The organism is Streptomyces sp. NPDC037288 (assembly GCF_055603265.1).
In genome coordinates this window covers 196,807-222,947 of record NZ_JBVJVY010000005.1, presented here as the reverse complement: position 1 = coordinate 222,947, position 26,141 = coordinate 196,807, and the positions used below count along the sequence as shown (strand labels likewise).

General features: G+C 72.5%; 32 protein-coding genes and 1 pseudogene. 24 read left to right on the top strand and 9 right to left on the bottom strand.

Annotated features, from left to right (window positions below):
• Nucleotides 1–123: 123 nt before the first annotated feature.
• The gene (locus tag ACZ7GZ_RS08510) at nt 124–318 is read right to left on the bottom strand and encodes a DUF2795 domain-containing protein (protein WP_450795575.1); all 195 of its coding nucleotides are present in this window, start codon (nt 316–318) and stop codon (nt 124–126) included.
• A 178-nt stretch (nt 319–496) separates the two neighbouring features.
• On the opposite strand from ACZ7GZ_RS08510, the gene ACZ7GZ_RS08505 reads away from it, so the two are divergent.
• The 7 genes from ACZ7GZ_RS08505 to pqqB all read left to right on the top strand — a co-directional run bounded on the left by ACZ7GZ_RS08505 (nt 497) and on the right by pqqB (nt 5,593).
• Nucleotides 497–649: a hypothetical protein gene (locus tag ACZ7GZ_RS08505; protein ID WP_471022100.1), complete on the top strand. Its 153-nt coding sequence runs from the start codon at nt 497–499 to the stop codon at nt 647–649.
• 19 nt (nt 650–668) lie between these two features.
• Entirely contained in the window at nt 669–992 is a 324-nt protein-coding gene (locus ACZ7GZ_RS08500; protein ID WP_471022097.1) for a DUF2795 domain-containing protein, read from the top strand.
• Nucleotides 993–1,111: 119 nt separating this feature from the next.
• Nucleotides 1,112–2,626, top strand: coding sequence for a purine-cytosine permease family protein (locus ACZ7GZ_RS08495; protein ID WP_471022095.1), 1,515 nt, complete (start codon nt 1,112–1,114; stop codon nt 2,624–2,626).
• Nucleotides 2,623–3,174, top strand: a complete 552-nt coding sequence (locus ACZ7GZ_RS08490; protein ID WP_471022093.1) for a cysteine hydrolase family protein — start codon at nt 2,623–2,625, stop codon at nt 3,172–3,174. Before ACZ7GZ_RS08495 ends, ACZ7GZ_RS08490 begins: the two co-directional genes overlap by 4 nt.
• Before the next feature lie 49 nt (nt 3,175–3,223).
• On the top strand, nt 3,224–3,547 hold the full coding sequence (locus tag ACZ7GZ_RS08485) for a GntR family transcriptional regulator (protein WP_471022229.1): 324 nt from the start codon (nt 3,224–3,226) through the stop codon (nt 3,545–3,547).
• 589 nt (nt 3,548–4,136) lie between these two features.
• The gene (locus ACZ7GZ_RS08480; protein ID WP_471022090.1) at nt 4,137–4,535 is read left to right on the top strand and encodes an SseB family protein; all 399 of its coding nucleotides are present in this window, start codon (nt 4,137–4,139) and stop codon (nt 4,533–4,535) included.
• A 167-nt stretch (nt 4,536–4,702) separates the two neighbouring features.
• Nucleotides 4,703–5,593 (top strand): pyrroloquinoline quinone biosynthesis protein PqqB, encoded by an 891-nt coding sequence (pqqB, locus tag ACZ7GZ_RS08475; RefSeq protein ID WP_471022088.1) that lies wholly within the window; start codon nt 4,703–4,705, stop codon nt 5,591–5,593.
• On the opposite strand, the gene ACZ7GZ_RS08470 is transcribed toward pqqB, so the two are convergent.
• From ACZ7GZ_RS08470 to ACZ7GZ_RS08460, 3 genes are all read right to left on the bottom strand, one after another.
• A complete protein-coding gene (locus ACZ7GZ_RS08470) occupies nt 5,590–5,988 on the bottom strand; it encodes a MarR family winged helix-turn-helix transcriptional regulator (protein WP_471022087.1) in 399 nt (132 codons plus the stop codon). The two genes, pqqB and ACZ7GZ_RS08470, sit on opposite strands and share 4 nt — an antisense overlap.
• A gap of 75 nt (nt 5,989–6,063) precedes the next feature.
• Nucleotides 6,064–6,414 carry a VOC family protein gene (locus tag ACZ7GZ_RS08465; RefSeq protein WP_471022086.1) on the bottom strand — a complete coding sequence of 117 codons (351 nt, stop codon included), beginning with the start codon at nt 6,412–6,414 and terminating at the stop codon, nt 6,064–6,066.
• A gap of 119 nt (nt 6,415–6,533) precedes the next feature.
• Nucleotides 6,534–6,797, bottom strand: coding sequence for a hypothetical protein (locus ACZ7GZ_RS08460; protein ID WP_471022084.1), 264 nt, complete (start codon nt 6,795–6,797; stop codon nt 6,534–6,536).
• A 29-nt stretch (nt 6,798–6,826) separates the two neighbouring features.
• Between ACZ7GZ_RS08460 and ACZ7GZ_RS08455 the strand changes: the two genes are divergently transcribed.
• The 12 genes from ACZ7GZ_RS08455 (at nt 6,827) to ACZ7GZ_RS08400 (ending at nt 16,571) form a co-directional block, all read left to right on the top strand.
• Nucleotides 6,827–6,985 carry a hypothetical protein gene (locus tag ACZ7GZ_RS08455; RefSeq protein ID WP_471022236.1) on the top strand — a complete coding sequence of 53 codons (159 nt, stop codon included), beginning with the start codon at nt 6,827–6,829 and terminating at the stop codon, nt 6,983–6,985.
• A gap of 189 nt (nt 6,986–7,174) precedes the next feature.
• Nucleotides 7,175–7,462, top strand: coding sequence for an ArsR family transcriptional regulator (locus tag ACZ7GZ_RS08450; RefSeq protein WP_471022082.1), 288 nt, complete (start codon nt 7,175–7,177; stop codon nt 7,460–7,462).
• Between the two features lie 64 nt (nt 7,463–7,526).
• Nucleotides 7,527–8,495 (top strand): SMP-30/gluconolactonase/LRE family protein, encoded by a 969-nt coding sequence (locus tag ACZ7GZ_RS08445; protein WP_471022081.1) that lies wholly within the window; start codon nt 7,527–7,529, stop codon nt 8,493–8,495.
• 67 nt (nt 8,496–8,562) lie between these two features.
• The gene (locus ACZ7GZ_RS08440) at nt 8,563–9,024 is read left to right on the top strand and encodes a fluoride efflux transporter FluC (protein ID WP_471022080.1); all 462 of its coding nucleotides are present in this window, start codon (nt 8,563–8,565) and stop codon (nt 9,022–9,024) included.
• Complete coding sequence (locus ACZ7GZ_RS08435) at nt 9,021–9,401, top strand: DUF190 domain-containing protein (protein WP_471022079.1); 381 nt, start codon at nt 9,021–9,023, stop codon at nt 9,399–9,401. The genes ACZ7GZ_RS08440 and ACZ7GZ_RS08435 overlap by 4 nt, the downstream gene beginning before the upstream one ends.
• Entirely contained in the window at nt 9,398–9,772 is a 375-nt protein-coding gene (gene crcB, locus ACZ7GZ_RS08430; RefSeq protein WP_471022078.1) for a fluoride efflux transporter CrcB, read from the top strand. The genes ACZ7GZ_RS08435 and crcB overlap by 4 nt, the downstream gene beginning before the upstream one ends.
• Nucleotides 9,773–9,847: 75 nt before the next feature.
• Entirely contained in the window at nt 9,848–10,684 is an 837-nt protein-coding gene (locus tag ACZ7GZ_RS08425; protein ID WP_471022076.1) for an undecaprenyl-diphosphate phosphatase, read from the top strand.
• Nucleotides 10,685–10,854: 170 nt separating this feature from the next.
• The gene (locus tag ACZ7GZ_RS08420) at nt 10,855–11,532 is read left to right on the top strand and encodes a FadR/GntR family transcriptional regulator (RefSeq protein ID WP_471022228.1); all 678 of its coding nucleotides are present in this window, start codon (nt 10,855–10,857) and stop codon (nt 11,530–11,532) included.
• A complete protein-coding gene (locus tag ACZ7GZ_RS08415; protein WP_471022074.1) occupies nt 11,529–12,968 on the top strand; it encodes an amino acid permease in 1,440 nt (479 codons plus the stop codon). The genes ACZ7GZ_RS08420 and ACZ7GZ_RS08415 overlap by 4 nt, the downstream gene beginning before the upstream one ends.
• Nucleotides 12,969–13,009: 41 nt before the next feature.
• Nucleotides 13,010–14,026 (top strand): asparaginase, encoded by a 1,017-nt coding sequence (locus tag ACZ7GZ_RS08410; protein WP_471022072.1) that lies wholly within the window; start codon nt 13,010–13,012, stop codon nt 14,024–14,026.
• A gap of 143 nt (nt 14,027–14,169) precedes the next feature.
• Complete coding sequence (gene aspA, locus ACZ7GZ_RS08405; RefSeq protein ID WP_471022070.1) at nt 14,170–15,582, top strand: aspartate ammonia-lyase; 1,413 nt, start codon at nt 14,170–14,172, stop codon at nt 15,580–15,582.
• A gap of 50 nt (nt 15,583–15,632) precedes the next feature.
• Entirely contained in the window at nt 15,633–16,571 is a 939-nt protein-coding gene (locus tag ACZ7GZ_RS08400) for a glutaminase (protein ID WP_471022068.1), read from the top strand.
• 12 nt (nt 16,572–16,583) lie between these two features.
• Here ACZ7GZ_RS08400 and ACZ7GZ_RS08395 read toward each other — a convergent pair whose 3' ends face one another.
• Nucleotides 16,584–16,751, bottom strand: coding sequence for a hypothetical protein (locus tag ACZ7GZ_RS08395; protein ID WP_471022067.1), 168 nt, complete (start codon nt 16,749–16,751; stop codon nt 16,584–16,586).
• 277 nt (nt 16,752–17,028) lie between these two features.
• Between ACZ7GZ_RS08395 and mptB the strand changes: the two genes are divergently transcribed.
• Both mptB and ACZ7GZ_RS08385 read left to right on the top strand, forming a co-directional pair.
• Nucleotides 17,029–18,423, top strand: a complete 1,395-nt coding sequence (mptB, locus tag ACZ7GZ_RS08390; protein WP_471022066.1) for a polyprenol phosphomannose-dependent alpha 1,6 mannosyltransferase MptB — start codon at nt 17,029–17,031, stop codon at nt 18,421–18,423.
• 35 nt (nt 18,424–18,458) lie between these two features.
• On the top strand, nt 18,459–19,808 hold the full coding sequence (locus tag ACZ7GZ_RS08385) for a glycosyltransferase family 87 protein (RefSeq protein WP_471022065.1): 1,350 nt from the start codon (nt 18,459–18,461) through the stop codon (nt 19,806–19,808).
• Between the two features lie 59 nt (nt 19,809–19,867).
• Here the strand turns inward: ACZ7GZ_RS08385 and ACZ7GZ_RS08380 are convergent.
• Nucleotides 19,868–20,563: pseudogene (locus ACZ7GZ_RS08380) on the bottom strand (D-alanyl-D-alanine carboxypeptidase family protein); the annotation flags it as partial.
• 239 nt (nt 20,564–20,802) lie between these two features.
• Nucleotides 20,803–21,951 carry a transcription termination factor Rho gene (rho, locus tag ACZ7GZ_RS08375; protein WP_471022063.1) on the bottom strand — a complete coding sequence of 383 codons (1,149 nt, stop codon included), beginning with the start codon at nt 21,949–21,951 and terminating at the stop codon, nt 20,803–20,805.
• 419 nt (nt 21,952–22,370) lie between these two features.
• On the opposite strand from rho, the gene ACZ7GZ_RS08370 reads away from it, so the two are divergent.
• The gene (locus ACZ7GZ_RS08370; RefSeq protein ID WP_471022062.1) at nt 22,371–23,261 is read left to right on the top strand and encodes a hypothetical protein; all 891 of its coding nucleotides are present in this window, start codon (nt 22,371–22,373) and stop codon (nt 23,259–23,261) included.
• Nucleotides 23,262–23,291: 30 nt separating this feature from the next.
• Here the strand turns inward: ACZ7GZ_RS08370 and ACZ7GZ_RS08365 are convergent, their stop codons facing one another.
• Nucleotides 23,292–23,690 (bottom strand): nuclear transport factor 2 family protein, encoded by a 399-nt coding sequence (locus tag ACZ7GZ_RS08365; RefSeq protein WP_471022060.1) that lies wholly within the window; start codon nt 23,688–23,690, stop codon nt 23,292–23,294.
• Between the two features lie 72 nt (nt 23,691–23,762).
• Here ACZ7GZ_RS08365 and ACZ7GZ_RS08360 point away from each other — a divergent pair, with 72 nt between their 5' ends.
• Entirely contained in the window at nt 23,763–24,326 is a 564-nt protein-coding gene (locus ACZ7GZ_RS08360) for a PadR family transcriptional regulator (protein ID WP_471022058.1), read from the top strand.
• Nucleotides 24,327–24,330: 4 nt separating this feature from the next.
• The gene (locus tag ACZ7GZ_RS08355; protein WP_471022057.1) at nt 24,331–25,083 is read left to right on the top strand and encodes a class I SAM-dependent methyltransferase; all 753 of its coding nucleotides are present in this window, start codon (nt 24,331–24,333) and stop codon (nt 25,081–25,083) included.
• Here the strand turns inward: ACZ7GZ_RS08355 and ACZ7GZ_RS08350 are convergent.
• A complete protein-coding gene (locus ACZ7GZ_RS08350) occupies nt 25,053–25,796 on the bottom strand; it encodes a GntR family transcriptional regulator (protein WP_471022056.1) in 744 nt (247 codons plus the stop codon). The two genes, ACZ7GZ_RS08355 and ACZ7GZ_RS08350, sit on opposite strands and share 31 nt — an antisense overlap.
• Nucleotides 25,797–26,141 lie beyond the last annotated feature (345 nt).

Sequence of the window (26,141 nt, the reverse complement as noted above, 5' to 3'; positions counted from 1 at the left end):
GAAAAAAAACACCCCCCCCCCCCCCCACTCCCCCCCCCCCCCCCCACCCCACCCCCCCCCCCCCCCCCCCCCCCCCCCTCCCCCCGCCCCCCCCCCCCCCCCCCCCCCCCACGCCGTGGTCGGTCACTCGTTCCGGAAGACGGCCTTGCTCACCTCGGCGGGGTTCTGGAACTCCTTCTTCCCGAGGTGCGAGATCCGGTCGGTGATCTCCTTGGACGCGTGGTTGTCCTCGGCGACCTTCCTGAGCTGCTCCCGGTCGGCCGGGTACTCCGCGCCGGACAGGGCTTTCTGCAGATCGGTGGGGCTGACACCGGCCATGGCTCCTCCAGGCGGTGAGAGGTGCTTGTTCCGTACGCCGGCGCCGCATGCTGCGCCGGGACCGCTCAGGTACCCAGCCCCGGGCCGCGGATTCCTGGATTCTCGCCGGTCATGGGACGCCCGCCGGACGGGTACTCGGGGGCCTCGGAACAGGCGAGGACACATGAGGGAGGTCCCGATGAGCGAGTCCACGCCCTCCCAGGCGGAGGGCGAGCGGGAGACCGGCGACGCACAGGCGCAACAGCCGCCGCGCACGACTCCCTCCCAGGCGGAGGGACCGGACACCGCCGACGAGAAGGCGGACGACGACACCGAGCAGGGCGACACATGAGAGACATGAGGCTGGCGTCATGAACACGACGCACACCGGCGTCCCCGAGGTGCTGGCCGCGCTGAACGACGTGTCGTACCCGGCCGACAAGGAGCGCCTGGTCACGGCCGCGCGGAAGGCGGGCGCGACGGAGGAGGTCGTCACGGTCCTGCGCGGCATCCCGGCCGGGCGGTACGCGGGCCGTGACGAGGTGGCGAGGTCGGTACGGGTGGGCCCGGACCCGGACGTCGGACACAGTGCCGCACAGCGGGCGCGACGTGCGCGAGAGGGAGGCAAGCCCGGTGTCTCCCAGCATCTGCGGGAGGAGCCCAGGACACCGATCCAGGAGGAGTTCGACCGCTGAGCCGGCGCCGGCTCACCCGGTGCCGCCGAGAGTCCCCCGACACCCGTGGCCCCCCTGCCCAGCGTGCGCTAGCGTGCGTGATCAGACACGTCTGGACAGGCAGGACAGGTGGCTCGGCGATGACGCACCCGCAGGACTCGCTCACCAGCACCGACCGCAGACCCCCCGGCCGCCCGATCCAGGTGGAGACGCACGGGCTCGACGTGATCGGGGACGCGGACCGCAAGGGCACCCCGCGCACCCTGTTCTGGCCCTGGTTCGGGGCCAACGTCTCCGTCCTCGGACTGAGCTACGGCGCCTTCGCGTTCGGTTTCGGCATCTCCTTCTGGCAGGCGCTCGCCGCCGGTGTGCTCGGCATCGTCGTCTCGTTCCTGCTGTGCGGATTCATCGCGGTCGCCGGGAAGCGCGGCTCGGCGCCCACCATGGTCCTCAGCCGGGCGGCGTACGGCGTGCGCGGCAACCGCCTGCCGTCCGTGATCTCCTGGGTGCTGACCGTCGGCTGGGAGACCGTCCTCACCGCGCTCGCCACCCTGGCCACCGCGACCGTCTTCAGCCGTCTCGGCTGGGGCGGCGGCACCGAGACCAAGGTGGTCGCCCTCATGGTGGTGGCCGCGCTGACCGTCGTCGGCGGGGTCATGGGCTTCGACCTGATCATGCGGCTGCAGACGGTCATCACCGTGGTCACGGGCGTCCTCACGCTCGTCTACGTCGCCCTCGTCGCCGACCACGTCCACTGGAGCACGGTCAGCGCCGTCCCGGCCGGTTCGGCGCAGGAGTTCGTCGGCGCGCTGGTGTTCATGATGACCGGCTTCGGTCTCGGCTGGGTCAACGCCGCCGCCGACTACTCCCGCTATCTGCCCCGGAGTTCGTCCGGCCGGGGAGTGATCGGCTGGACCGCCTTCGGCGCCTCCGTGGCCCCGCTGCTCCTGCTGGTCTTCGGCCTGCTGCTGGCCGGTTCCTCCCCGAGCCTGAGCAAGGCCGTCGCGGCCGACCCGATCGGCGCGCTGACGACGATCCTGCCCACCTGGTTCCTGGTGCCCTTCGCCGTGGTCGCCGTGCTCGGCCTGGTCGGCGGCGCCGTCCTCGACATCTACTCCTCGGGCCTGGCCCTGCTCTCCGCCGGGCTGCGCGTGCCCCGCTACCTGGCCGCGTTCGTGGACGGCGTCCTGATGATCGCCGGCTCGGTCTACATCGTCTTCTTCGCCGGCGACTTCCTCGGCCAGTTCATGGGCTTCCTCACCACGCTCGGCGTGCCCATCGCCGCCTGGTGCGGCATCATGCTCGCCGACCTGGCCCTGCGCCGCCGCGACTACGACGACGGCGACCTCTACCGCCCGCACGGCCGCTACGGCGACATCCCCCTGCCGCCCCTGCTGCTCACCCTCGCCGCCACGGCCGTCGGCTGGGGCCTGGTCACCAACACGGCCGCGAGCTGGCTCACCTGGCAGGGCTACCTGCTCTCCCCGTTCGGCCTCGGCGGCAAGACCGGTGCCTGGGCGTACGCCAACCTCGGTGTCCTGGTCGCGCTGGCCCTCGCCTTCGCCGGCACCCTGCTGCTCGGCCGGGACCGGGTGCGCGCCCAGGAGGCGCAGGCACCGAGCCCGGTCACCGACGAGGGGCTGCTGAACGCATGACCGCCGGACATCTCGCCGTCATCGACATGCAGAACGTCTTCGCCGACCCGGCGAGCCCCTGGGCCACTCCCCGGTACGCCGACGCGGCGGCGGGCGTCCGCAGTCTGCTGCCGGCCTTCGCCGACCGTGTCACCTTCACCCGCTTCCTGGCCCCCGGCGAACCGACCGGAGCCTGGCGCGCCTACTACGACCAGTGGCCCTTCGCCCTCCAGCCCCCGGACGCCGAACTATGGCAGCTGTCGGAGGAGTTCGCGAAGCACGCCGGCCATGTCGTGGACGCCGCCTCCTTCGGCAAGTGGACTCCGCAGCTCGCCGCCCGCGTCGGTCCGGACGACCGCCTGGTGCTGGCCGGTGTCAGCACCGAATGCTGTGTGCTGTCCACCGCCCTGGCCGCCGCCGACGCCGGCACCGAGGTGCTGGTGGTGGCGGACGCCTGCGCCGGTGTGGACGACGACGCCCACCTGAAGGCCCTGCAGGTCATGGAGATGTACCGGCCACTCGTCCGGGTCACCACCGTCGACGACCTGCTCGCGGAGAGCGGACCTTGACCGGCGTCCCGCTCAAGCACCAGCGGATCAGCCGGTCCTCGCCCGGGAGATCCGCGACGGCAGCCGCCCGGCCGGCGAGCGGCTCCCCGGCGAACACACTCTCGCCCAGCGGTTCGGCGTCAGCCGTACGACCATCCGCGCGGCCCTCGCCGAACTGTCCGGGGAGGGCCTGATCACCACCCGCACAGGCAAGGGCTCCTACGTCGTCTTCGACACCCGCCCGCTGGACGACCGGCTCGGCTGGGCCCGCGCACTGGCCGTGCGGGGCGTCGACACCGTGGTGCGGACCCTCGCCGTACGTGAGACGCGCGAGGTCGCCGTTGCCGCCGAACTCGGAGAAGGACGTGTCCGTGTGCGTGGAGCGCACGCGTGAGCTCGTTGCGGACGGCACCGTGGTGTCGTACGAGCGCGGCTTCCTGCCACCGGTGCCCGTGATCCGCGAGCTGCCCGCCCGCGGCCTCGGTCAGGAGTCGCTCACCGAGCTGCTGCTGCGGGGCGGGCTGCGCGCCGACCACGGGGACCAGCGGGTCTGCGGTCGGCCGGTCGACGCGGGAGGCGCAGCTGCTGCGGCGCACGCCGCGGGACTGGTTCCTGCAGACACGGCGGACCGGCCGGGCGGCCGACGGCTCCTTCGTCGAACACGTCGTCGCCCTCCTCGACCCCGGCCACTTCCCACTGACCCTCACCTTCGGCTGACCCGCCCCGGAGCACGAGGGCAATATCCGACCTGAGCGCCCTGGCCGGCGGCGACCGGTGGAGGCGGCCCGGACAGGGCGGGCGCGCGTGGGCGCTGGTCACGACTGCCGGCCGAGTTTCTCCGTCTCCGGTCACCGGGCCCCCACGGGACCCCCGCCGATCCTCACGCATGCCCTGCCTCCCACCGGGTACGCGAGGCGGGAGCACGCCCGGGTCCGCAACCGCCCCGGGTGGCCCGTACGACCGCCGCTACCTGGGGATCTGCCATGGAGACACCCGCATACGACGACCTGCCCACGCCGGCTCAGCAGGCGCTGGACGCGCTGGCCGTGAACGCCGAGGACCAGGCCGCGCTGGACGTCCTCGCCCACAGTGACGTGCTCGTCCCCGTGCCGGACGACGCGATCGACGGGGAGGGCGCCGATGCCGCGAGCGTGGCCCTGCCCGTCCTCGAACAGCCCGGGGGCGACCCGGTCGTCCCCGTGTTCACCACAGAGGGCGAGATGACCGGACTGCTGCCGTTCGTATCCCGCTACCGCCTCATACCGCTGGGCGCCCTGGCCTCCCAGTGGCCCGACGAGGACCTCTCCCTGGCCATCGACGGCAACTCCACCCACGCCCTGACCCTCACGTCACAGGGGGTGCGTACTCTGCTGGCCAGGTGACGAAGCGCCCGAAGGGGCGCGGGGTCGTATCGATGTGCGGCTCCGCCGCGCGGGCGCGCCCGACCAAGGACGGCCGGAACTGCCCCCTCGCAACGGGTGGACGCGCCTCCTGACGGGGAAGATCCCCGGCGGGACACAGAAGCGCGGCGCGTGAAGGAGCCGATGTCGTGAGGGTCGTCCTGCTGGGCACCGCCGCCGACGGCGGCTTCCCGCAGTGGAACTGCGCCTGCACCCCGTGCGCGGCTGCCCGGGAGGGCCGGCTGCCCTCCCGTACCCAGGAATGCGCCGCCGTCACCGGCAACGGCCGCGACTGGTGGCTGCTGAACGCCTCGCCGGACCTGCGCACCCAGCTCACCGCCACACCGGCGCTCCGGCCCGGGCCGGGCCCCCGGGGCACCCCGCTGCGCGGTGTCCTGCTCACCGACGCCGAGGCCGTCCATGTCACCGGCCTGGGCGCACTGCGCGGGGCGGCCGGCCTGAAGGTCTACGCCGCCCCGCCGGTCCACGCGGTCCTGGCCCCCGCCCGCGCCGCCCTGGACCGCTACGCCCGCTGGGAGTGGCCGGACAGCCTGGCAGAGGGCGGATTCGTGCTGGCCGGCGGTCTGGTGGTCACGGCCCATCCGGTGGGCGTGAGGATCCCGGCGTACGTACCGGCGCAGGCGCCGCGACCGGCAGGCCCGTGGGTGACGGCGTACCGCGTCGAGGACCTGGCCAGCGGGGGAGTGCTCGTGTACGCGCCGGGTGCGGGGGCCTGGGGCCCGGCGCTGGAGGAGCTGTGCGCCCAGGCCGACTGCGTCCTGCTGGACGGCACCTTCTTCACGCCCGGCGAGAGGGGCACGGCGGTGCGGTCCGGCGCCGCGCCGGCCACCGCCGGACACCTGCCCGTCACGGGAGCAGGCGGCTCTCTCGCCGCCCTGGCCCGCCATCCCGGCGCCCGCCGGATCTACACCCACCTCGACCACACGAACCCGCTCCTCGACCCGGCGTCACCGGCACGCGCGCGTGTCGCCGAGGAGGGTGCCGAGGTCCTGCATGACGGGTCCGAGCTGCTCCTCTAGCCCTCCTGCTCGGTCAGCATGCGCTCCAGCACGGCCCGCTGCAGCGGCAGCACCTCGGCGTGCAGCGCGCGGCCCTTGCGGGTGAGCGCCACCCACACCCCGCGCCGGTCCTCCACACACACCGAGCGCTCCACCAGCCCGTCCTTCTCCAGCCGGCCGATCAGCCGGGACAGCGCGCTCTGGCTGAGGTGAACCCGTCCCACCAGGTTCTGCACCCGGCACTGGTCGCCCTCCGCGGGCGACTCGGAGGCCAGGATGTCCAGCACCTCGAAGTCGCTGGCGCCCAGCCCGTGCGGGTGCAGGGCCCGGTCGATCTCGCACATCGTGCGCGCGTGCACGGCGAGGATGTCCCGCCACCGTTCCTCGAGCCGGGCGTCGGCCGTCTTGACTGCCATACCCGCACCGTAGCACCGATCCGGCCAGTCATTGAGTGTGCAACTAGTGCGGGTGCAAGCAGTCGCCTCCGCCGCTCAGGCGACCGGGTCCTGGAGGAGGCCGACCAGGTTGCCGTCCGGGTCCTTCACCGAGGCGATGAGCCTGCCGTTGCCGACGTCCCGCACGTCCTGCACCACCTCGGCGCCCGCCTCCAGCAGCGCCGCGAGCCGCTCCCGGAGGTCGGTGACGTGCCAGAACGGAACCGGTCCGGTCAGACCCTGGGCATGCCCGTTCGGGTCGAGACCGACGTCCTGCCCCTCGGCCTTGAAACCGATGTAGTACGGCTCGTCCACGTACGGCTCCACACCCAGCAGGACGGTGAACAGGGCCTTGGCACGGCCCCGGTCCTTGACGGGGTAGATGATCGTCTGCAGGCCGGCGGTCATGGGACTCTCCTTCTGAGCTGCGTGGCCGGCGGGGCTTTCCGCCGGTGCACTCCACGCTAGGGCCGGGGAGTCCGCCGCGGCTTCTTCGATCCTGACCGCTTGCGGACCGACCCCCGGCCTCACTCGCTGTGCAGCACCTCGGCGACGGTGAGGCGGGCCGCGCGCCGGGCGGGGACCGGGGCGCCCATGACCGTGATCAGGACACCCGCGAGAGCCAGCAGCGCCAGGACCGGCGCGTGCCGGACATCCGTCATGTACGACGGCAGAGTGACGTCGACCCCCGCCGCCATCCGCGGGATCACCGCCTCGTAAGCCGCGATACCCAGTGGAAGGCCGAGGACCGAACCGAGCGCGCCGAGCACCGCCATCGAGGTCACCGTCATCACCGTGACCTGGCGTCAAGGCCCAGGGCATGAAGCTGCTGGTCGGACTGGGAGGCGACCCGGACCGCCGTCACCGGCAACGGCTGGGACCCGGACGGCGCCACCTCCGGCAACCCTGGGAGAACCAGGCCCTGTTCGGCTACGACGACCAGGCGCTGTCCTCCATGACGTGGTTCAGCCACCGCTGAACCACCGGTGCGGGGCCCGGCCGTAAGGGGCGGCCGGGCCCCGCCGTGCTTCCGGGCCCCGGCCGGCGCTCCGCGGTCGTACGGCCGTTCGGTACCGGACAACGACCGGCGACTCCGGGACGCGCCGGAGTCGCCCGGGCGACAGTGGGAAGACTGCGTATGAGGAGGCCGGGGACGGAGGCGGACGCAATGATGGGAACTCCCTCGGGCCGGATGCGGCAGACCATCCTGGAGTGGCTCAAGGACCCGGCGGCCCATTTCCCGGCGCACTGCCGCCGTGACCCCGACGACAGGGGTGTCACCGCGCGGGCCGTCGCCGTCAAGCTGGGCGTACCCCGCCGGACCGCCCTCGCCCACCTGGACTTCCTCGCCCGCCTCGGTGTGCTGCGCACCTGCCGCGTCCGCTGCCGCACCTACTACCGGCGCGACGAGATCCGCATCGCCGAGGTGGCCCGGATGTTCGAGAAGGGGTGGTGAGCGAAGGCCGGGCAGGAGAGAGTGGCCGGGCAGACGGGCGACCGACGGCGAAGGGGCACCGCGCATGGACCGACCGACGGCACTCGTCCCGCTCCACTACGTCTCCCTGGGCGCCCGCGGCCCCGAGGACGTGGTGGCCGACGCGCACGGGCGTGTGCTGACGGGAGCGGAGGACGGGCGGATCCTGCGCGTCCACCACCTCGGCGACCCGCGCACGGCCCGCGTGGAGGTGCTGGCCGAGACCGGCGGCCGTCCGCTCGGACTCGAACCGCTCCCGGACGGCGGCCTGTTGGTGTGCGACGCGGAACGCGGCCTGCTGCGCGTCGATCCCGCCGAAGGCGCCGCCGGCACGGTGCGCGTGCTCGCGGACTCGGTGGCGGGGGAGCGGCTCCGGTTCTGCAGCAACGTCGTCGCCCTGCCGGACGGCACCGTGTACTTCACCGTCTCCAGCCGCCGTTACCCGGTGGACCAGTGGATCGGCGACATCGTCGAACACACCGGCACCGGACGCCTGCTGCGCCTTCCTGCCGAGGGTGGTGAGCCGGAAGTCCTGCTGGAGGGGCTGCAGTTCGCCAACGGCCTGGCGGCCGGCTCCGACGGCGCCTTCCTGGTGATCGCCGAGACCGGTGCCTGCCGGCTCACCCGCTACCACCTCACCGGCCCGCGCGCCGGCCGCACCGACCTCTTCGCCGTGCTTCCCGGTATGCCGGACAACCTCTGGCGCGAGGGCCCCGACGGCCCGCTCTGGGTCGCGCTCGCCGGTCCGCGGGTCCCGCCGCTGGATCTCCTGCACCGCACCCCGCCCGCCGTGCGCGCCGCCGCCGCCCGGGCCGCCGTGCACGCGCCCTACCGCCCGAGCGGAACGATCGGGGTCGTGGCCCTCGACGACGCCGGACGGACCGTGCACCACCTCTCCCGCCGCCGCTCCGGCTTCCGCATGGTCACCAGCGTCTGCGTGACCGGGGACCACCTGGTCCTCGGCAGCCTCCGGGAGCCCGGCGTCGCGGTCTGCGCGCGGCCCGCAGTCCCCTGACCCGGCGGTAGGCTGGTGCCCGGCCGTGATCACCCGTCGGGGCAGGCCGAACAGGAGACGCAAGCGCATGACAGCCCCGGAAGCCGAGAGCCTCCGTGTCCGCCCCACGCCACGGCGGCGGTCCGCGTGGCAGCACCAGATACCCGTCGTCGCGGTGGTCGCGATCGGCGGCGCCCTCGGCGCGTGCGCCCGTTACGGGTTCGCCCTCGCCTGGCCCACACCGCCGGGCGGCTTCCCCTGGGCGACCTTCTGGACCAACGTCGTCGGCTGCGCGGTGATCGGTGTCTTCATGGTGCTCATCACCGACGTGTGGGCCGCCCACCGCCTCGTACGCCCCTTCTTCGGCACCGGTGTGCTCGGCGGCTTCACCACGTTCTCCACCTACGCCGTCGACATCCGCAAACTGGTCGACGCCGGCCGCCCGGGGCTCGGGCTCGTCTCTCTCGCCGCGACGCTGTGCGCGGCCCTCGCCGCGGTGTGGCTCGCCTCGGCCGCCGCCCGCCGGGTGCTGATCAGGAGGCAGCGATGACATCACTCACCGGCCGCGCCCTCAGGCTGACCGTCTACATCGGCGAGGACGACACCTGGCACCACAAGCCCCTCTACTCCGAGATCGTGCACCGCGCCCACGCGGCCGGACTCGCCGGGGCGAGCGTCTTCCGGGGCATCGAGGGGTTCGGCGCCTCCTCCCGCGTCCACACCTCCCGCCTGCTGTCCCTCAGCGAGGACCTGCCCGTGGCGGTCGTCGTCGTGGACGGCGAGGAGCGCGTACGAGCGTTCCTGCCGCAGCTGGACGAACTCGTCGGGGAAGGTCTCGTGACCCTGGAGGAGTGCGAGGTCGTCCGGTACGTGGGGCGCTCCGCCGGCCAGGGGGACACGCATCCGAAGGGTAAGAAGTCGTTGTGAACTGGCTGCTGGTCATCGCGGGGGCCATGGTCGGCGCACCGCTGCGCTATCTCACCGACCGCGCCGTACAGGCCCGCCACGACTCGGTCTTCCCCTGGGGCACCTTCGTGGTGAACGTCACCGGCTCGCTGGTCCTCGGACTGCTCACGGGGGCCGTCTCCGCCGGGGCGGCCGGGCCCCATCTGCAGCTTCTCATCGGCACGGGGCTGTGCGGCGCACTGACGACGTACTCGACCTTCTCCTACGAGACCCTGCGGCTTACCGAGGCCGGCTCCGGCCTCTACGCTGCCGTCAACGTCGTCGCGAGCGTGGCGGCGGGGCTCGCCGCGGCCTTCGCCGGGGTCGCGCTCGCCGGCTCCCTGTGGGCCTAGGCGCTTGCCAGACCGCCGGACGCAACAAGTACTGTCTACAGCACTGTCGACCAACTCTCCTCAGAACTGGATCCCATGAGCGCCATCTCCGTCGGTCAGGCCGTCGTCCTCGGAGTAGTCGAGGGGGTGACCGAGTTCCTCCCGGTGTCCTCCACGGGTCACCTGAAGATCGCCGAGGGACTCATGGACATCCCGGTCGACGACAAGTCCGTCGTCGGGTTCTCGGCCGTCATCCAGGTCGGCGCCATCGCCGCCGTGCTCGTGTACTTCTTCAAGGACATCAAGCGGATCGTCTCCGCCTGGTTCCGCGGTCTGACCCACCGCGAGGAGCGCTACCACCACGACTACAAGTTCGCCTGGTGGGTGATCGCCGCGACCATCCCGATCGTGGTGGTCGGCCTGGCCGCCAAGCCGCTGATCGACGGCCCGCTCGCCTCGCTCTGGGTGGTCGCGGGCTCCCTGATCGTCGGCTCCGCGGTGATGTGGGCCGCCGACCAGATGGGCCGGCACAAGCGCGGTGAGGACGACACCTCCTTCAAGGACGCCATGTGGGTCGGCTGCTCGCAGATCCTCGCCCTGCTCTTCCCCGGCTTCTCCCGTTCCGGCGCCACCATGTCCACCGCGCTCATCCTGGACCTCGACCGCGTCGCCGCCACCCGTCTGTCGTTCTTCCTCGGCATCCCGGCCCTGACCGGCGCCGGCATCTACGAGCTGAAGGACGCCCTCGGCGCGGGTGTGGGCGCCGCCCCGCTGGCCGTCGGCACGATCGTCTCCTTCGTCGTCGCCTACGCCTCGATCGCCTGGCTGCTGAAGTTCGTCGCCAAGCACTCCTTCAACGCCTTCGTGATCTACCGCCTCGTGATCGGCGTGGGCCTGCTCGGCCTGCTCGCCACGGGCACGCTCAACGCCTGACCGAACCTGCTGATCACCCACGGGGTGCGGATGCCTGCATTCAGGCGCCGCACCCCGTGAATGTTTCCTTACGTCGGTCTTGACAGCTCCGGCGCGCGACCCGCAGGATCGCTTCCGTGAACCTGTCAGACAGCCAGACAGGTGGTCGGGGACCCCGGCGTGTCAGCGCCATGGAAGCGGTCCTCGCCCACCTCCGCGGCGCCATCGAGCGCGGCGAGTACGCCATGGGCGACAAGCTCCCCTCCGAGGCCGAGCTGTGCCGCACCCTCGAGGTGTCCCGGCCCGTGCTCCGCGAGGCGCTGCGCGCGCTGCAGACGATGGGCCTGACGGTCTCCCGGACCGGCAAGGGCACCTTCGTCGTCGCGAACGCCGTCGAGGACCCCACCTTCGGCGACTACGCGGCCAGCGACCTGCTCGAAGTGCGCCGCCACATCGAGATCCCGGTCGCCGGATACGCGGCCCTGCGCCGCACCCCGGAGAACCTGGACCACCTGGCCCACCTGCTCGACCGCATGGAACGGGAGACGGACACCACCGCGTGGGTCGCGATGGACACGCTCTTCCACCTCGCCGTCGCCGAGGCCGCCCAGAACCCGGTCTTCCGCCGGGTCATCGAGGAGATCCGCGACGCACTGGCGCGTCAGTCGGCCTTCCTCAACGAGCTGGGCGGCCGTCGCGAGCAGTCCAACCGGGAGCACCGGGCGATCGTCGAGGCGCTGGTCGACGGTTCCGAACTCGACGCGGTGGAGGCCATGAGCCACCACCTCGACCGCGTCGAGACGACCCTCACCGACATCGTGCGCCCCGCGCGCACGGACCCCCCCACGGAAGGCGGACCCGAGGCGTGAGCGAGCAGCACCTCAAAGACGAGACGCGCCCCTCGTCCGGCCATGTCGACGCCGGAGACGCCGGCTACAGCAAAGGCCTGAAGCACCGGCACGTCAACATGATCGCCATCGGCGGCGCCATCGGCACCGGCCTGTTCCTCGGCGCGGGCGGCCGGCTCGCCGACGCCGGGCCCTCCCTGTTCATCGCGTACGCCGTCTGCGGTGTCTTCGCCTTCCTGGTCGTCCGGGCCCTCGGCGAACTCGTCCTGTACCGCCCGTCCTCCGGCGCCTTCGTGTCCTACGCCCGGGAGTTCCTGGGCGAGAAGGGCGCCTACACCGCGGGCTGGATGTACTTCCTGAACTGGGCGACCACCGGTATCGCCGACATCACGGCGGTCGCCACGTACACCCACTACTGGGGCATGTTCTCGGACGTCCCTCAGTGGGTGATCGCATTGATCGCCCTGGCCGTCGTGCTGACCGTCAATCTGATCTCGGTCAGGATCTTCGGTGAACTGGAGTTCTGGTTCGCCATCGTCAAGGTGTCGGCGCTCGTCGTCTTCATGTGCATCGGCATCTTCCTGCTGGTCACCCAGCACCCGGTCGACGGCCATCACCCCGGCCCGGCCCTGATCACCGACAACGGCGGCGTCTTCCCCAGCGGCCTGCTGCCCATGCTGCTGATCATCCAGGGCGTCGTCTTCGCCTACGCCTCCGTCGAGCTGGTCGGCGTCGCCGCCGGTGAGACCGAGAACCCCGAGCAGATCATGCCGAAGGCGATCAACTCGATCATGTGGCGCGTGGGCCTGTTCTACGTCGGCTCCGTCGTCCTGCTCTCGATGCTGCTGCCCTGGAACGAGTACAGCGCCGGCGAGAGCCCCTTCGTGACCGTCCTGTCGCACATCGGCGTCCCGGCGGCCGGTGGCGTGATGAACCTGGTCGTGCTGACCGCCGCCATGTCCTCGCTGAACTCCGGCCTGTACTCCACCGGCCGCATCCTGCGCTCCATGGCCATGAGCGGCTCGGCCCCGAAGTTCACCGCGAGGATGAGCCGCAGCCAGGTCCCGTACGGCGGAATCCTGCTCACCAGCGGTATGTGCGTCCTCGGCGTGGGCCTCAACTACGTGGTCCCCGCCGACGCGTTCGAGATCGTCCTCAACTTCGCGGCGATCGGCATCCTCGCGACCTGGGGCATGATCATGGTCTGCCACCTGCTCTTCTGGCGGAAGACCCAGAACAACGAGCTGACCCGGCCGTCGTACCGGCTGCCGGGCTCCCCCTGGACCGAACTCGTGACGCTGGCGTTCCTCGCCTCCGTCCTGGTCCTCATGTACGCCGACGGCGGCGCCGGACGCACCACCGTGCTCTGTCTGCCGCTGATCGTCGCAGCGCTGGTCGCGGGCTGGTACACCATCCGCGGCCGCATAGCGCGCACATCCACCGGCGCCGACGCGTGACCCGCGACCCGGACCGCCCCGACCCATCGATACAGGCAGTGATGTACAGCAGTTCCCCCGCCGACGCACCCGTCGTCCGCGAACCCCTCCACGCGCCCGTCGCCCACCTCGTCCGCGGCGGGGTCGTCGAGGGCATCCACTACGGCTCCGTCGTCGTGCTCGGCGCCGACGGCCGGGTGCAGTTCCAGCTCGGTGACATCGAGGCCGCCTTCTACCCGCGCTCGGCCGTCAAGCCCCTCCAGGCCGTGGCCATGTTGCGGGCCGGACTGCCGCTCGACGGCGAACTGCTGTCCCTGGCCGCGGCCAGCCACTCCGGTGAGGAACGCCACCTCGCCGGCACCCGGCGCATCCTCGAACTCGCCGGGCTGACCGAGGACGCCCTGCGCAACGTCCCCGACATGCCGTTCGACCCGGTCGTCCGGGACGCCTGGGTGCGCGAGGGCCGCACGCCCTCCCGGCTCGCCCAGAACTGCTCCGGCAAGCACGCGGCCATGCTGTGGACCGCCCGGCTCAACGGGTGGTCCCTGGCGGACTACCTCGACCCGGAGCACCCGTTGCAGCAGGCGATCGAGGAGATCGTCGAGGACCTGACCGGCCAGCGGGTCGCCCGGGTCAGCGTGGACGGCTGCGGGGCTCCGCTGTTCTCCATCTCCCTGCACGGACTCGCCCGTGCCCTGTCCCGCATCACCTCGGCCGCTCCCGGCACGCCCGAGGCACGGGTCGCCGACGCGATGCGCTCGCACGCCGAGATGGCCTCCGGCGCCGGCCGTGATGTCGCGTCGCTGATGAGGGCCGTTCCCGGGTTGCTCGCCAAGGACGGGTTCGAGGGCGTTCAGGTCGCCGCGCTGCCCGACGGCCGGGCGATCGCCGTCAAGATCGCGGATGGGGCGAACCGGGCGCGGATTCCGGTGGCGGCGGCCGCGCTCGCTCGCGCGGGCGTGGATCCGGGCCTGCTGACCGAGTTCGCGGGTGAGCCGCTGCTCGGGGGCGGGGAGCCGGTGGGGTGTGTGCGTGCGGTGCGTGCGCTCGATCCGGTTCCGTTCACTGCTTGCGCGTAGCGCTCCGCTGGATCGGCCGACTTGGGTCTGCGGGTCCGTTGTGGCTGATCGCGCCCGCGCGGCGGAGCCGCATATCGAACACAGCCCCGCGCCCCTCACCGGGCGCTTTCACCTCCGTACCTCAGAAAGAGGACCGTTCCCTCATGACCGCCGCCACCACCCGCAGCGAACACGACCTGCTCGGTGACCGTGACATACCCGCCGACGCGTACTGGGGTGTGCACACCCTGCGCGCGACGGAGAACTTCCCCATCACCGGCACCCCGATCTCCGCCTACCCGCATCTGATCGACGGCCTGGCCGCCGTCAAGGAGGCCGCCGCTCTCGCCAACGAGGAACTCGGGCTGCTGGCGCCGGAGAAGGCGGGCGCGATCGTCGCCGCCTGCCGGGAGATCCGGGAGGGCAAACTGCACGACCAGTTCGTCGTCGACGTCATCCAGGGCGGCGCCGGCACGTCCACGAACATGAACGCCAACGAGGTCGTGGCGAACCGGGCGCTGGAGCTGCTCGGGCACGAGAAGGGCAGGTACGGGTACCTGCACCCCAACGAGCACGTCAACCTCGGTCAGTCGACCAACGACGTCTACCCGACCGCCGTCAAGGTCGCGACGGTGTTCGCGGTCCGTGGACTGCTCAAGGCGATGGCCGTCCTGCAGGACGCGTTCGCCCGCAAGGCGGTCGAGTTCCGTGACGTGCTCAAGATGGGCCGTACGCAGTTGCAGGACGCCGTGCCGATGACGCTCGGTCAGGAGTTCTCCGCGTATGCCGTCATGATCGAGGAGGACCGCAGCCGTCTTGCCGAGGCCGTCGAGTTGATCCATGAGATCAACCTGGGCGCCACGGCCATCGGCACGGGGCTCAACGCGCCCGCCGGATACGCCGAGGCCGCCCGCCGGCACCTGTCCGCGATCACCGGGCTGCCGCTGGTCACCGCCGCCAACCTGGTCGAGGCCACCCAGGACTGCGGTGCCTTCGTCCAGATGTCCGGCGTGCTCAAGCGGATCGCGGTCAAGCTCTCCAAGAGCTGCAACGACCTGCGGCTGCTGTCCTCCGGTCCGCGCGCGGGCCTCGGCGAGATCAACCTGCCGCCGGTGCAGGCCGGTTCGTCCATCATGCCGGGCAAGGTCAACCCGGTGATCCCCGAGGTGGTCAACCAGGTCGCCTTCGAGGTGATCGGCAACGACGTCGCCATCACCATGGCCGCCGAGGCCGGACAGCTCCAGCTCAACGCCTTCGAGCCGATCATCCTGCACTCCCTGTCGGAGTCGGTCACGCATCTGCGGAGCGCCTGTCTGACGCTGGCCGAGCGGTGCGTGAACGGCATCACCGCCAACACCGAGCGGCTGCGCGCGACCGTCGAGAACTCCATCGGCCTGGTCACCGCGCTCAACCCGCACATCGGCTACACGGCCGCGACGGACATCGCCAAGGAGGCCCTCGTCACGGGCCGGGGCGTGGTCGAACTGGTGCTGGAGAAGGGCCTGCTCCCGGCCGAGCGGCTCGCCGAGCTGCTGCGCCCCGAGGTTGTCGCCGGCAGCAGGGCACCAGCCGCCTGACCTGCGACGACGCAAGGCCGGTTGCGCTCCGGGACCGGGCGGGAGGCACAATGGTGATCATGACAACGACGTCGTCCCTCACCTTCCTGCCGGTCCTGGAGCGCATCGCCGAGGAGATGGAGCGCACGCCCGGCCGCGGCCGGGCCGCCGACTACATCCCGGCCCTCGCCGCGCTCGATCCCCGCCGGTTCGGCATGGCCGTCGCCGAGCTGGACGGCACGGTGTACGGGGTGGGGGAGTGGCGCGAGCCCTTCTCCACGCAGTCCATCACCAAGGTCTTCACGCTCGCCCTGGACCTGGCCCGCGAGGGCGACGAACTCTGGGAGCACGTGGGCCGCGAGCCCTCCGGCAACCCCTTCAACTCCCTGGTCCAGCTGGAGTACGAGAACGGCATCCCGCGGAATCCTTTCATCAACGCGGGCGCCCTCGTCGTCACCGACCGCCTCCAGACCCGTACCTCGGACGCGGCCGGCGAGCTGCTGGCCTTTCTGCGCGCCGAGAGCGGCAACGCCTCCCTGGACTTCGACCAGGAGGTCGCCGCCTCCGAGACCGCCCACGGCGACCGCAACGCCGCCCTCGCCCATTTCATGGCGTCCTACGGCAACATCGACAACGACGTGCCGACCCTGCTCGACCAGTACTTCCGGCAGTGTTCCCTCACCGCCTCCTGCGCCGACCTGGCCCTCGCCACCGGCTTCCTCGCCCGGCACGGCATACGCGCCGACGGCAGCCGGCTGCTCACCCGCAGCCAGGCCAAGCAGGTCAACGCGGTGATGCTGACCTGCGGTACGTACGACGCGGCCGGGGACTTCGCCTATCGCGTGGGGCTGCCGGGCAAGAGCGGGGTCGGCGGCGGGATCATCGCCGTCGTCCCCGGCCGGTGCACGCTGTGCGTGTGGAGCCCCGGGCTGGACGAACGCGGCAACTCGGTGGCGGGAGTGGTGGCCCTCGACCGGTTCACCACGCTGACCGGACTGTCGGTGTTCTGAGGGAGCGTGCCGTCAGGCCGAGGTGCCCTGCTCGCCGATCTCGTCACCGCGCCGCGCTCCCTCGAAGGACGTGAGCCTGCCCTCGGCGAGGAGACCGTACCGCTGCTGGTAACGGCCCATCGCGGCGAAGTCCGACCGCTCGTGGAACCGCAGCACCTCCGCCAAGAAAGCAGCGGTCACCGGAGTCCCGTCCGCACCCCGCAGATCCACCTGCCGTGTCACTCGTCCCTCGTCGTGGCCCCCGAAACGCCACAGACCGTGGTCATCGTCGTACACACGGATCCACATCGGCATGCGTCATGCTCGCGCACGCCCCAGGCGCGGGGCAGCACACACGCCGCTCCTGGCACGGACGGCACCGGAACCACCACGCACCGGCCACACTCCGGCTTCCGCCCGGCAGGGCTACCGTCGCCTTCCGGCCACCCGGCGTTGACACGCTGAGTCAGTGTTGGCCATGGCATTCCCCGTCGATCTCCGCCGCTGCCGGCTGCTCGGGCTGGCCGGCACCGCCTTCCTCGCGCTGGGCGGTGAGACAGCCGGTGCCCTGCCCGTCCAGGACCTCCTGGCACCCGCCCCGGCGCGGGCCGCGCTCGGCCTCGTCGGGGTGTACTTCGGTGTCGTGCTGCTCATCGCGGCCTGGGTGCTCCTCGGCCGCCTGGTGCGCGGCCCCCAGCCGCCCACCCCGCGCGCCCTGCTGCTGGTGCTCACCGTGTGGGCGGCCCCGCTGCTGCTCGCCCCGCCGCTGTTCAGCCGGGACGTCTACAGCTACCTCGCCCAGGGCGCCATGGCCGACGCCCACATGGACGTCTACGCCCACGGGCCCGACATGCTCGGCGGCCCCCTCGCCGACGAGGTCGCCCCGATGTGGCAGCACACCGGCGCCCCCTACGGGCCGGCCTTCCTGGCCGTGGCCTCCGCCCTTGCGGGCCTGACCCGCGGCCAGCTCCCGGCCGGCCTGCTGGGCATGCGCCTGCTCGCCCTGCTCGGCGTGGCCCTGATGGCGGCGGCCCTGCCCCGGCTGGCCCGGCACAGCGGCGCCGATCCGGCCTCCGCCCTGTGGCTCGGCGCTCTCAATCCACTGGTCCTGCTGCACCTGGTGGCCGGTGCCCACAACGACGCCCTCATGCTCGGGCTGCTCGGTCTCGGGCTGGTCGCCGCGCGCGGTCGCCGGCCCGCCCTCGGGGCCGTCCTCGTCACCCTCGCCGCGCTGGTCAAGGCCCCTGCGGCCCTCGGCCTCCTCGCCGTCCTGGCCCTCCAGGTCCGCTCCGGCCGCCGCCCGCTGCCGGCCGCCCTGACCACGGCGGGCGCCTCCACCCTGACCACGGTCGCCGCCACCGCCGTAGCCGGCACCGGCTACGGCTGGATCGGCGCCCTGGACACCCCGGTGTCCCCGCAGAACTGGGCTTTGACCAGCCTGGCCGGGCGCGCCACCGCTGCCCTGCTGGAACACCTCGGCAGCAGCCTGGCCCCGCTGGCCGTCCCGGCCTGGCACCTGCTCGGGCTCGCGGCCACCGCGGTCGCCGTGACGCTGATATGGCTCCGGCTGCGCCTGAGACCGGAGTACGCCCTCGGACTCAGCCTGCTCACGGTCGCCGTGTTCGGCCCGGCGATCCGCCCCTGGTACGTGCTGTGGGGCCTGTTCCTCATCGCCGCCGGCGCGCCCGACACCTCGGTACGGCACCGGGTCGCGGCCCTGGCCGGCGTCCTCGCCCTCGCCGTCCTGCCGAGCGGCGGCCCGGCCGACCCCGGCCAGTTCGTGCTCGCCGTCTCCGGCGGGGTGCTCGGCGTGGTCGTCCTGTGGCAGGCCCACCAGGCGGCCCAGGCCCCGTCTCCGGGACGCACGGCGTGAGCGGCCCGCCGCGGCCCCGCACGCATCGTGGACGCGTGCTGCTCGTCCTCGCCCTCGTCGCGGCCGTCACGGTCTTCACCGCCACCGTGCCGCTGCTGCGCGGCTTCTTCGACCTGCGCGTCTACTACGGCACTGTGCACGGCTGGGTGCACCACGGCGGCCGGATCTACGACTACCGGGTGCCGGGCACCTCGTACGGCTTCACCTATCCGCCGTTCGCGGCCCTCGCCATGCTGCCGCTGGCCCTGCTGGACCGCACCTCGGCGATCGTGGCGTCCCTGCTGGTCAACCTGGCCGCGCTGGCGGTGGTCCTGCGGCTCCTGGCGGGGCCGGACTGGCGGCGGCACGGCTGGTACCGGTGGTCGCTGTGCCTGTGCCTGCTCGCCCTGTTCGAGCCGCTGCGGGACACCTTCAGCTTCGGCCAGGTCAATCTGGTGCTGCTCGCCCTCGTCCTCGGCGACTGCCTGCTGCTGGCGGCCGGCCGGGAGCGCTGGGCGGGTGCCGGGATCGGGCTCGCCGCCGCGGTGAAGCTCACGCCCGCCCTGTTCATCGGCCTGCTGCTGCTCGCCGGACGGCGCCGGGCGGCCGGCCTCGCCACGGCCGTCGCCGCCGCGGCGACCGGGCTGGCCGCCTGGACGGACCCCGGGGCGTCCCGTTTCTACTGGACCGAGGCGCTGTGGGACACCGGCCGGGTGGGCCGGCTGGACTATGTGTCCAACCAGTCGCTCCAAGGCGTGCTGGCCCGCCTCGGCGAGCCGGGACGCCCGCTGTGGGCGTCGGCGGTCCTGCTGACCCTGTGCGTCTGGGCGTGGCGCGCCCGCAGGGCGGTGACGGCCGGCGACTGGACGGCGGCCTTCGCGCTCACCGCGGCGGCGGCCTGCCTGGTCAGCCCCATCACCTGGGTGCACCACCTGGTGTGGCTGCTGCCGTCCTTCGCCGTCCTGGTCCGCGCCGGGCACCGGCGGGTCGCGGGAGCCCTGTACGCGGTGCTGTGCACGAGCGTGGTGTGGCTGTGGTTCGACGACGCGTCCGGTATCGGCGGCTTCCTCGGCAGCAACACCTACACGTGGATCACGCTGGGCCTGCTGTTCGGCCTGCCGGCGGGTCAGCCGCGCCCGGCCCGGCTGCCCCTGGCCCGCAACGCCAGCGCCACGGCTCCCGCGCCGAGCCCCGAGAGGCCGACGACGACGGCGGTGCCCGACCAGTCCGGGTCGTTCTGCGCCTGTGAGGTGGCCGCGGCCACCGGTGCGGCGACGGACGCCGGGGACGACTTGGCGCGCAGCCCGTCCAGCGAGCCGACCGGATCCACCCGCCCGGCCGCCGCGAAGCCCCAGTCGAGCAGTTGGCGTGCCTCCTCGTACACGGCCAACCCGCCGCCCTCCTGAGGGTTCATCACGGTCACCACCAGCCTGCGCCCGTCCCGGCGGGCCGCGGCCACGAGGGTGTTGCCCGCATCGGTGGTGTAGCCGTTCTTGATGCCGATCAGCCCCGGATACGGCGCCACCCCGTCCTCACCGGTCAGCAGCCGGTTGGTGTTCTCGATGCCGTACGACGATCCCTCACCGGGGAACTGTGCCTGGGCGGTGGAGCAGTAGCGGGCGAAGTCGGCGTTGCGCAGCCCGGTCCGGCCGAAGACTGCCAGGTCGTAGGCGGAGGACACCTGGCCGGGGGCGTCGTAGCCGTCGGGGGACACGACATGGGTGTCCAGGGCGCCGAGCGAGCGTGCCTTGCCCTGCATCCGCGCGGCCGTGGCCGCCCAGCCGCCGTTCAGCGAGGCGAGCACGTGCACGGCGTCGTTGCCGGAGCTGAGGAAGACCCCGCGCCACAGGTCGGCCACCTGGTAGGAGTGCCCCTCCTCGACGCCGACCAGGCTGCTGCCCGGGCCGATGTCCGCCAGCTCCTCGTCCCGCACGGTGTGCTGCATCCCGGCGGGCAGCGTCGGCAGCACGGTCAGGGCGAACAACGTCTTCAGGGTGCTCGCGGGCGGCAGCCTGCGGTGCGCGTCGTTGGCGGCCAGCACCTCCCCGCTGTCCGCGTCGGCCACCACCCAGGACAGCGCCGACACCTCCGGCACCTCGGGCACGCCCCGGTGCGGCCGGACCTGGGGGCCGGAGCGGTAGAGCAGGGACGGCCCGGGCATCGCCGCCCGGGGTCCGGGCGGCGCGGGCTCGCCGGCACGGGGTCCGGCAGCGGCGGCGGCCGGCGCGAGTGCCAGCACGCCCGCCACGCACAGGGAACAACCCGACACGGCCGCCCGGTGAGAAAGGGCTGTGAACATATGATCAACGTACGAACGAGGTCGCCGTCGCTCGCGCTGTCGGGGCCGTTCGGCCCACCGGAGCAACCCGGATGCCGCACTCCGGCCGCCCGCGCGAGGGGTCAGCCGGCGGGCAGGGTGGGCCGGACGTGCCGCAGGAACGCGGCGTTGTCGGGGGTGGAGCGCAGCCGTTCCAGGAGGGTCTCCAGACCGGACGGGCCGTTCTCGCGGGAGCGCAGGACGCGGCGCAGACCGTGCACGGCCGACAATTCGGCCGGCGTGAGCAGGAGTTCCTCGCGGCGGGTGCCGGTGGCGTCGAGGTCCACGGCGGGGAAGAGGCGGCGGGTGGCGGCTTCGCGGTCCAGCCGCAGCTCCATGTTGCCCGTGCTCTTCAGCTCCTCGAAGTAGTAGCCGTCGGCGCGGGAGCCGGTGTCCACCAGGACGGTGGCCAGGATGGTCAGCGAGCCGCCCTCCTCGGCCTGGCGCGCGGCGCCGAAGAACCGCTTGGGGCCGAGCAGCGCGCCCGCGTCGACACCGCCGCTCAGCGTACGGCCGCCGGCGGCGGAGGCGTTGTTGTGGGCCCGGCACAGCCGGGTCAGTGAGTCCAGCAGGACGACGACGTCCTCGCCGGCCTCCACCAGGCGCTTGGCCCGCTCGACGACGAGTTCGGCGAGGGCGATGTGCTCCTTGGGAGTCCGGTCGAAGGTGGAGGCGTACACCTCGCCGCGCACCGAGCGGCGCATCTCGGTGACCTCCTCGGGACGCTCGTCGAGCAGCAGCACGATCAGCCGGCACTCGGGGTGGTTGCCGGCCACGGCGGCGGCGAGCTGCTGGAGCAGCACGGTCTTGCCGCTCTTCGGCGGGGCCACGATGAGTCCGCGCTGGCCCTTGCCGACCGGGGCGAAGAGGTCCGCGACCCGCCCGGCCACCCCGGACGCGGGGTGTTCGAGGCGGATGCGGTCGTGCGGATGGAGGGGGGTGAGATCGCGGAAGTGCCGCCGGCCGGGCAGGTCCGCCGGGTCGCGTCCGTCGACGCGTGTGACCTCGGTCAGGGCGCGCCGGTCACCCCGGACGCCCTCGACGTGGTCGCCCTTGCGCAGGCCGTGGCGCCGGATCAGGGCCGGCGGGACCTGGGGGTCGGCGGGGGAGGGCAGCAGGTGCGCGGCCCGCAGCTGCCCCTTCCCGTGCGCGTCGATGTCGAGGACACCGGTGACGAGCCGGGGAGCCGGGGTCTGCTCGACCACGGGAGCGTGTTCGAGTGTGGTGGTCATGGGGGAGTCCTTTCACGGTCGGAGGACAGTGGGTCGTCTCGCGGACGGAAGCAGAGAGGGGGGAAGGAGGAGGCCGCGAGCGGGAGGCGTGGACAGCTGCCTCCGGGCGGCGGGAACGACACCTCGGGTACGGCGCGGACGCCCTGGTCGCGAGGTGGTGCAGAGAGAAAGCCCGGGCCGGTCGGAAGCCTCGGCCGAGAGGCTGGTGGAGAGAACCGCACCGGTGTCCGTACGACGGGACACGCACATGCGCTGATCGCACTATACCCGTGCGTCCGGTCGGGTCAACACGACGGCGTCCGCGTCTGTTCCCTCACGGGGTTCCCCGCAGCTGCCGATACCCCACCCAGATGTCCCCAGACCGTAACGATCCAGGACGTCAAGGGACTTCACCGGTAACCATCGACTATGTTCAGGACATGTCCACGCCGCCGCCGCCGCAGCAGCCGGCCGACCAGCCGGCGATCCCGCCGCAGCCGACGCCCTATCCCTACCCGGCCCCGCAGTCCCCGCCGCACGGCACCTTCTACGCGCAGCCCACGCTGGTCGGCCAGCCGGTGCCGGGACAGCTGAATCAGTTCGGTCAGCCGGGCCAGTTCGGTCAGCCGGGTCAGCCGCAGAACCCCTACGCCCAGGCTGCTCAGTTCGGGCCCGCGGTGCCCGTCCCCGCGCCCGGTGGCGGCGGGGCCGGCAAGGCGGTGCTGTGGGCCGTGGTCGGTGCGGTCGTCGCCTCCGCCGCCTGGGCGGCCGGTGTCCTCCTCATCGGCGGCAAGGGCGACGGCGCGGACCTGCGCGGCTACTCGGCGCCCTCCAGCATGTGCTCCAGCGCCGACTACTCCTCCTTCAAGGGCGAGTATCCCGAGGGCGACTCCTCGCCGACCAAGACCTCCCTCAGGAACGCGGCGCTGGACGAGGGTTACTGCAGCCTGGGTCTGAAGAAGACCGGCTCGTCGTATGCCGACGCCTATCTGTCGATGCAGCTGGACCTGCACAAGAGAACCGACCCGGGGCCCGAGTTCACCGCCACGTGGAAGAACTACGGTGACAGCCACACCGGTTACGACGTCTCCGCCGTCAGCGGGATCGGCGACGAGGCCTACCTCGTCAGCCAGGACACCACCAGCGGCTCCTCAGGCAGCGGCTCCCGCTACGCCACCCTTGCCGTCCGCGACGGCTGGGTGACGTACACGATGAGCTACAGCGCCTACCTCACCTCGTACGACCAGGACAAGAACCCGCCGGCGCTCAGCGACGTGGACGACTGGCTGAAGAGGGACGCCAAGGCCACGCTGGGCCGGCTGAAGGGCTGACCCCCAGGCCCCTGCTTCTCCGGGCCGGACCTATGCGGACCGTGCCTCCGCCTCCTCGGCGATCTGGTCGAACCGCGCGCCCATGGCCTCGGCGAGGGCCTGGGCGCCGGACAGCGGGCGGACCATGACCATGAAGTCGTCGATCAGGCCCTCCTCGTTCACGTGCAGGAAGTCGCACCCGGTCAGCTCGCGGTCCCCGATACGGGCGGTGAAGACCAGCGCGTGGTGGGGGCCGGCCGGGTCGCCGATCTCGCGGTCGTACCGGAAGTCCTGGAACACCTGGGAGACCGCGCGCAGGATCGCCGCGGTGATCGCCTTGCCCGGGTACGGCTTGAAGACGACCGGGCTGGTGAAGACGACGTCCTCGGCCAGCAGCGCCTCGACGGCGTCCATGTCCCCGGCCTCCACGGCCTCACGGAACGCGCGCATCGGACCACCTCGCTTAGTCAATTAATTGAATAGGTGCGGATGAGATTAATCAACGGCTGTTAGCCTGTCCACATGTCGCTCAAGTACGCCGTCCTGGCCGCCCTGCTGGAGGGCGAGGCCTCGGGCTACGAACTGTCGAAGGCGTTCGACGTCTCACTCGCCAACTTCTGGCCCGCCACCCCCCAGCAGCTCTACCGGGAACTGGAGCGCCTGGCCCGGGACGGGCTGGTCCAGGCCCGGACGGTGCAGCAGGAACGACGGCCGAACAAGCGGATGTTCACGCTCACGGAGGCCGGCCGGGCGGAGCTGGCCGCGTTCGCCGCCGAGCCGCCGAAGCGGCCCACCGCCATCCGCGACGAACTCCTCATCAAGATCCAGGCGATGGACGGCGGCGACCCCGGGGTCACCCGCGCGCTGGTCGAGGAGCGCAGAGGCTGGGCGCGCGGAAAGCTCGACCGCTACCGGCGGGTGCAGGCCCGCCTCCTCGACGGCCGCACCGAGGACGAGTACCTCCGCGAGGCCGACCGCGTCGGCCCCTACCTCACCCTCATGGCCGGGATCGCCTTCGAGGAGGAGAACCTGCGCTGGTGCGAGCGGGCCCTCACGGTCCTGGCCGAGCGGGTGGCCCTAGGCTGAGGAGATGTTCGGACCCGAAGGCCCCAGTCTCCGTGAACTGGCCGTGCAGGCCCTGTCGTCCGTCGAGCACGGCTACGACCTGCTCGCCCCGAAGTTCGACCACACCCCCTTCCGGACCCCCGACCAGGTGCTGGAGTCCGTCGCGAAGGCGCTGGCCCCGCTCGGGCCCTTCGAGGACGGGCTCGACCTGTGCTGTGGCACGGGCGCCGGGGTGGAGGTGTTGACCGGGCTGTGCCGTCGGAGCGTCACCGGGGTCGACTTCAGCGCGGGCATGCTCGACGTCGCCCGGCGCCGGGTGCGGCCCGGCGGCGGGCCCGAGGTCGCCTGGGTGCGCGGCGACGCCCGCGCCCTGCCGCTGAGGGCCGCCTTCGATCTGGTCGTCTCCTTCGGGGCGTTCGGTCATTTCCTGCCGCGCGAGCTGCCCGGGCTGTTCGCCCAGGTCCACTCCGTGCTGCGGCCCGGTGGCCGGTTCGCCTTCCCGGTGCTCGCGCCGCCCCGTCCGACGCAGCCCGGCTTCTGGGTGCTGCTCGGCTTCGACGCGGTGATGCGGGTGCGCAACGCGCTGTGGCGGCCGCCGTTCGTCATGTACTACCGGGCCTTCCGGCTCGGCGACGTGCTCGCGGAGCTGGCGCGCGCCGGATTCACCGTCGAGCTGCACACCCTGCCCGGGTTCGGGCGGCGCGGCGACGGCAGCCCACGGGCCCGGCTGGTCGAGGCCCGGCGGGCTCAGCTCGCCGCGGGCAGCGTGAACTCGTAGACCAGTGTGTCCCCTTCGGCGTCCACCACCAGATCGGTGATCTCCAGTGGCCGGGCGTACTGGTCGTGCACGCGCCGCGTCACCCGCACCGAGGAGGCGCCGTCCACCTGGGTGATGGAATCGCGGTGGTGCAGGGCCAGGCCGGCCTTGCGCATCCAGTCGTAGGCCCGCCGCAGATGCGCGGGCGTGGCGCCGTCGGCCCGGTCCCGGTAGCGGGCCAGCTCCGCGACCTCGGCCAGCGCCACCGCCGAGAACGACGTCACCGCCGTGCGCAGCGACCGGCCGTCCGGCGTGTCCGACCGGTAGCGGTGCACGAGCGTCGGCCGGCGCGGGGCCAGGCCCAACGCCCGCGCGTGTTCCGGCGGCGGAGTCTCCCAGGTGACCGTGGCCCGGTCGACCGCGGACGGGTCCGCCGAGCGGGCGCCCAGCGGGAAGGCCGGCGTCCCCGGTGCCTGGACCGGCCGGGCGGGCAGCGCGGCATGGCTGCCCCGCCGGTCGGTGGCGACCAGACCGCTGCGCCGCAGCACCTCCAGCGCCTGCCGGACGGTCTCCCGGCTGACCTGGAAGTGCGCGGCCAAGTGCCGTTCGCCCGGCAGCCGTTCGCCGGGCGGAATGGTGCCGTCGCGCAGTTCGTCGAGCAGCAGTGCCGCGATGCGCCCGTACAGGGGCCGGTCGTCGTTCTGCGCGGGTTCGTGCGGGGTGGTGCGGGCCATGCCGCGCCTCCTGTGGTGACAAGACGTAGTCGTTCGGGCTCGTTGCGCGACCACAATTAGCATTGGTCTAAACCACGAGGGAAGACCGGCCTGCCGGTTCGGCCGAAACCCGCCCGCGCGGGGCCGTTGTCACAGGGCGCTGCCGCCTCCCACCCGGGCGCGTTCGCCTGCGCCGCGCCGACCACGGGATTCGGCAGTGCCGCGAGCGCGGCGGGCGGCAACTGGCTGAGGACGGCCACCCGTTCGCTGTCCGCCACGGTCGGCGAGCAGACGCGCGCACAGCGCCCCCCTGGGCCGCGGTGGTCGACCCCACGTCGAGCAGCATGTTCCGCTGCTGCGGTCGGG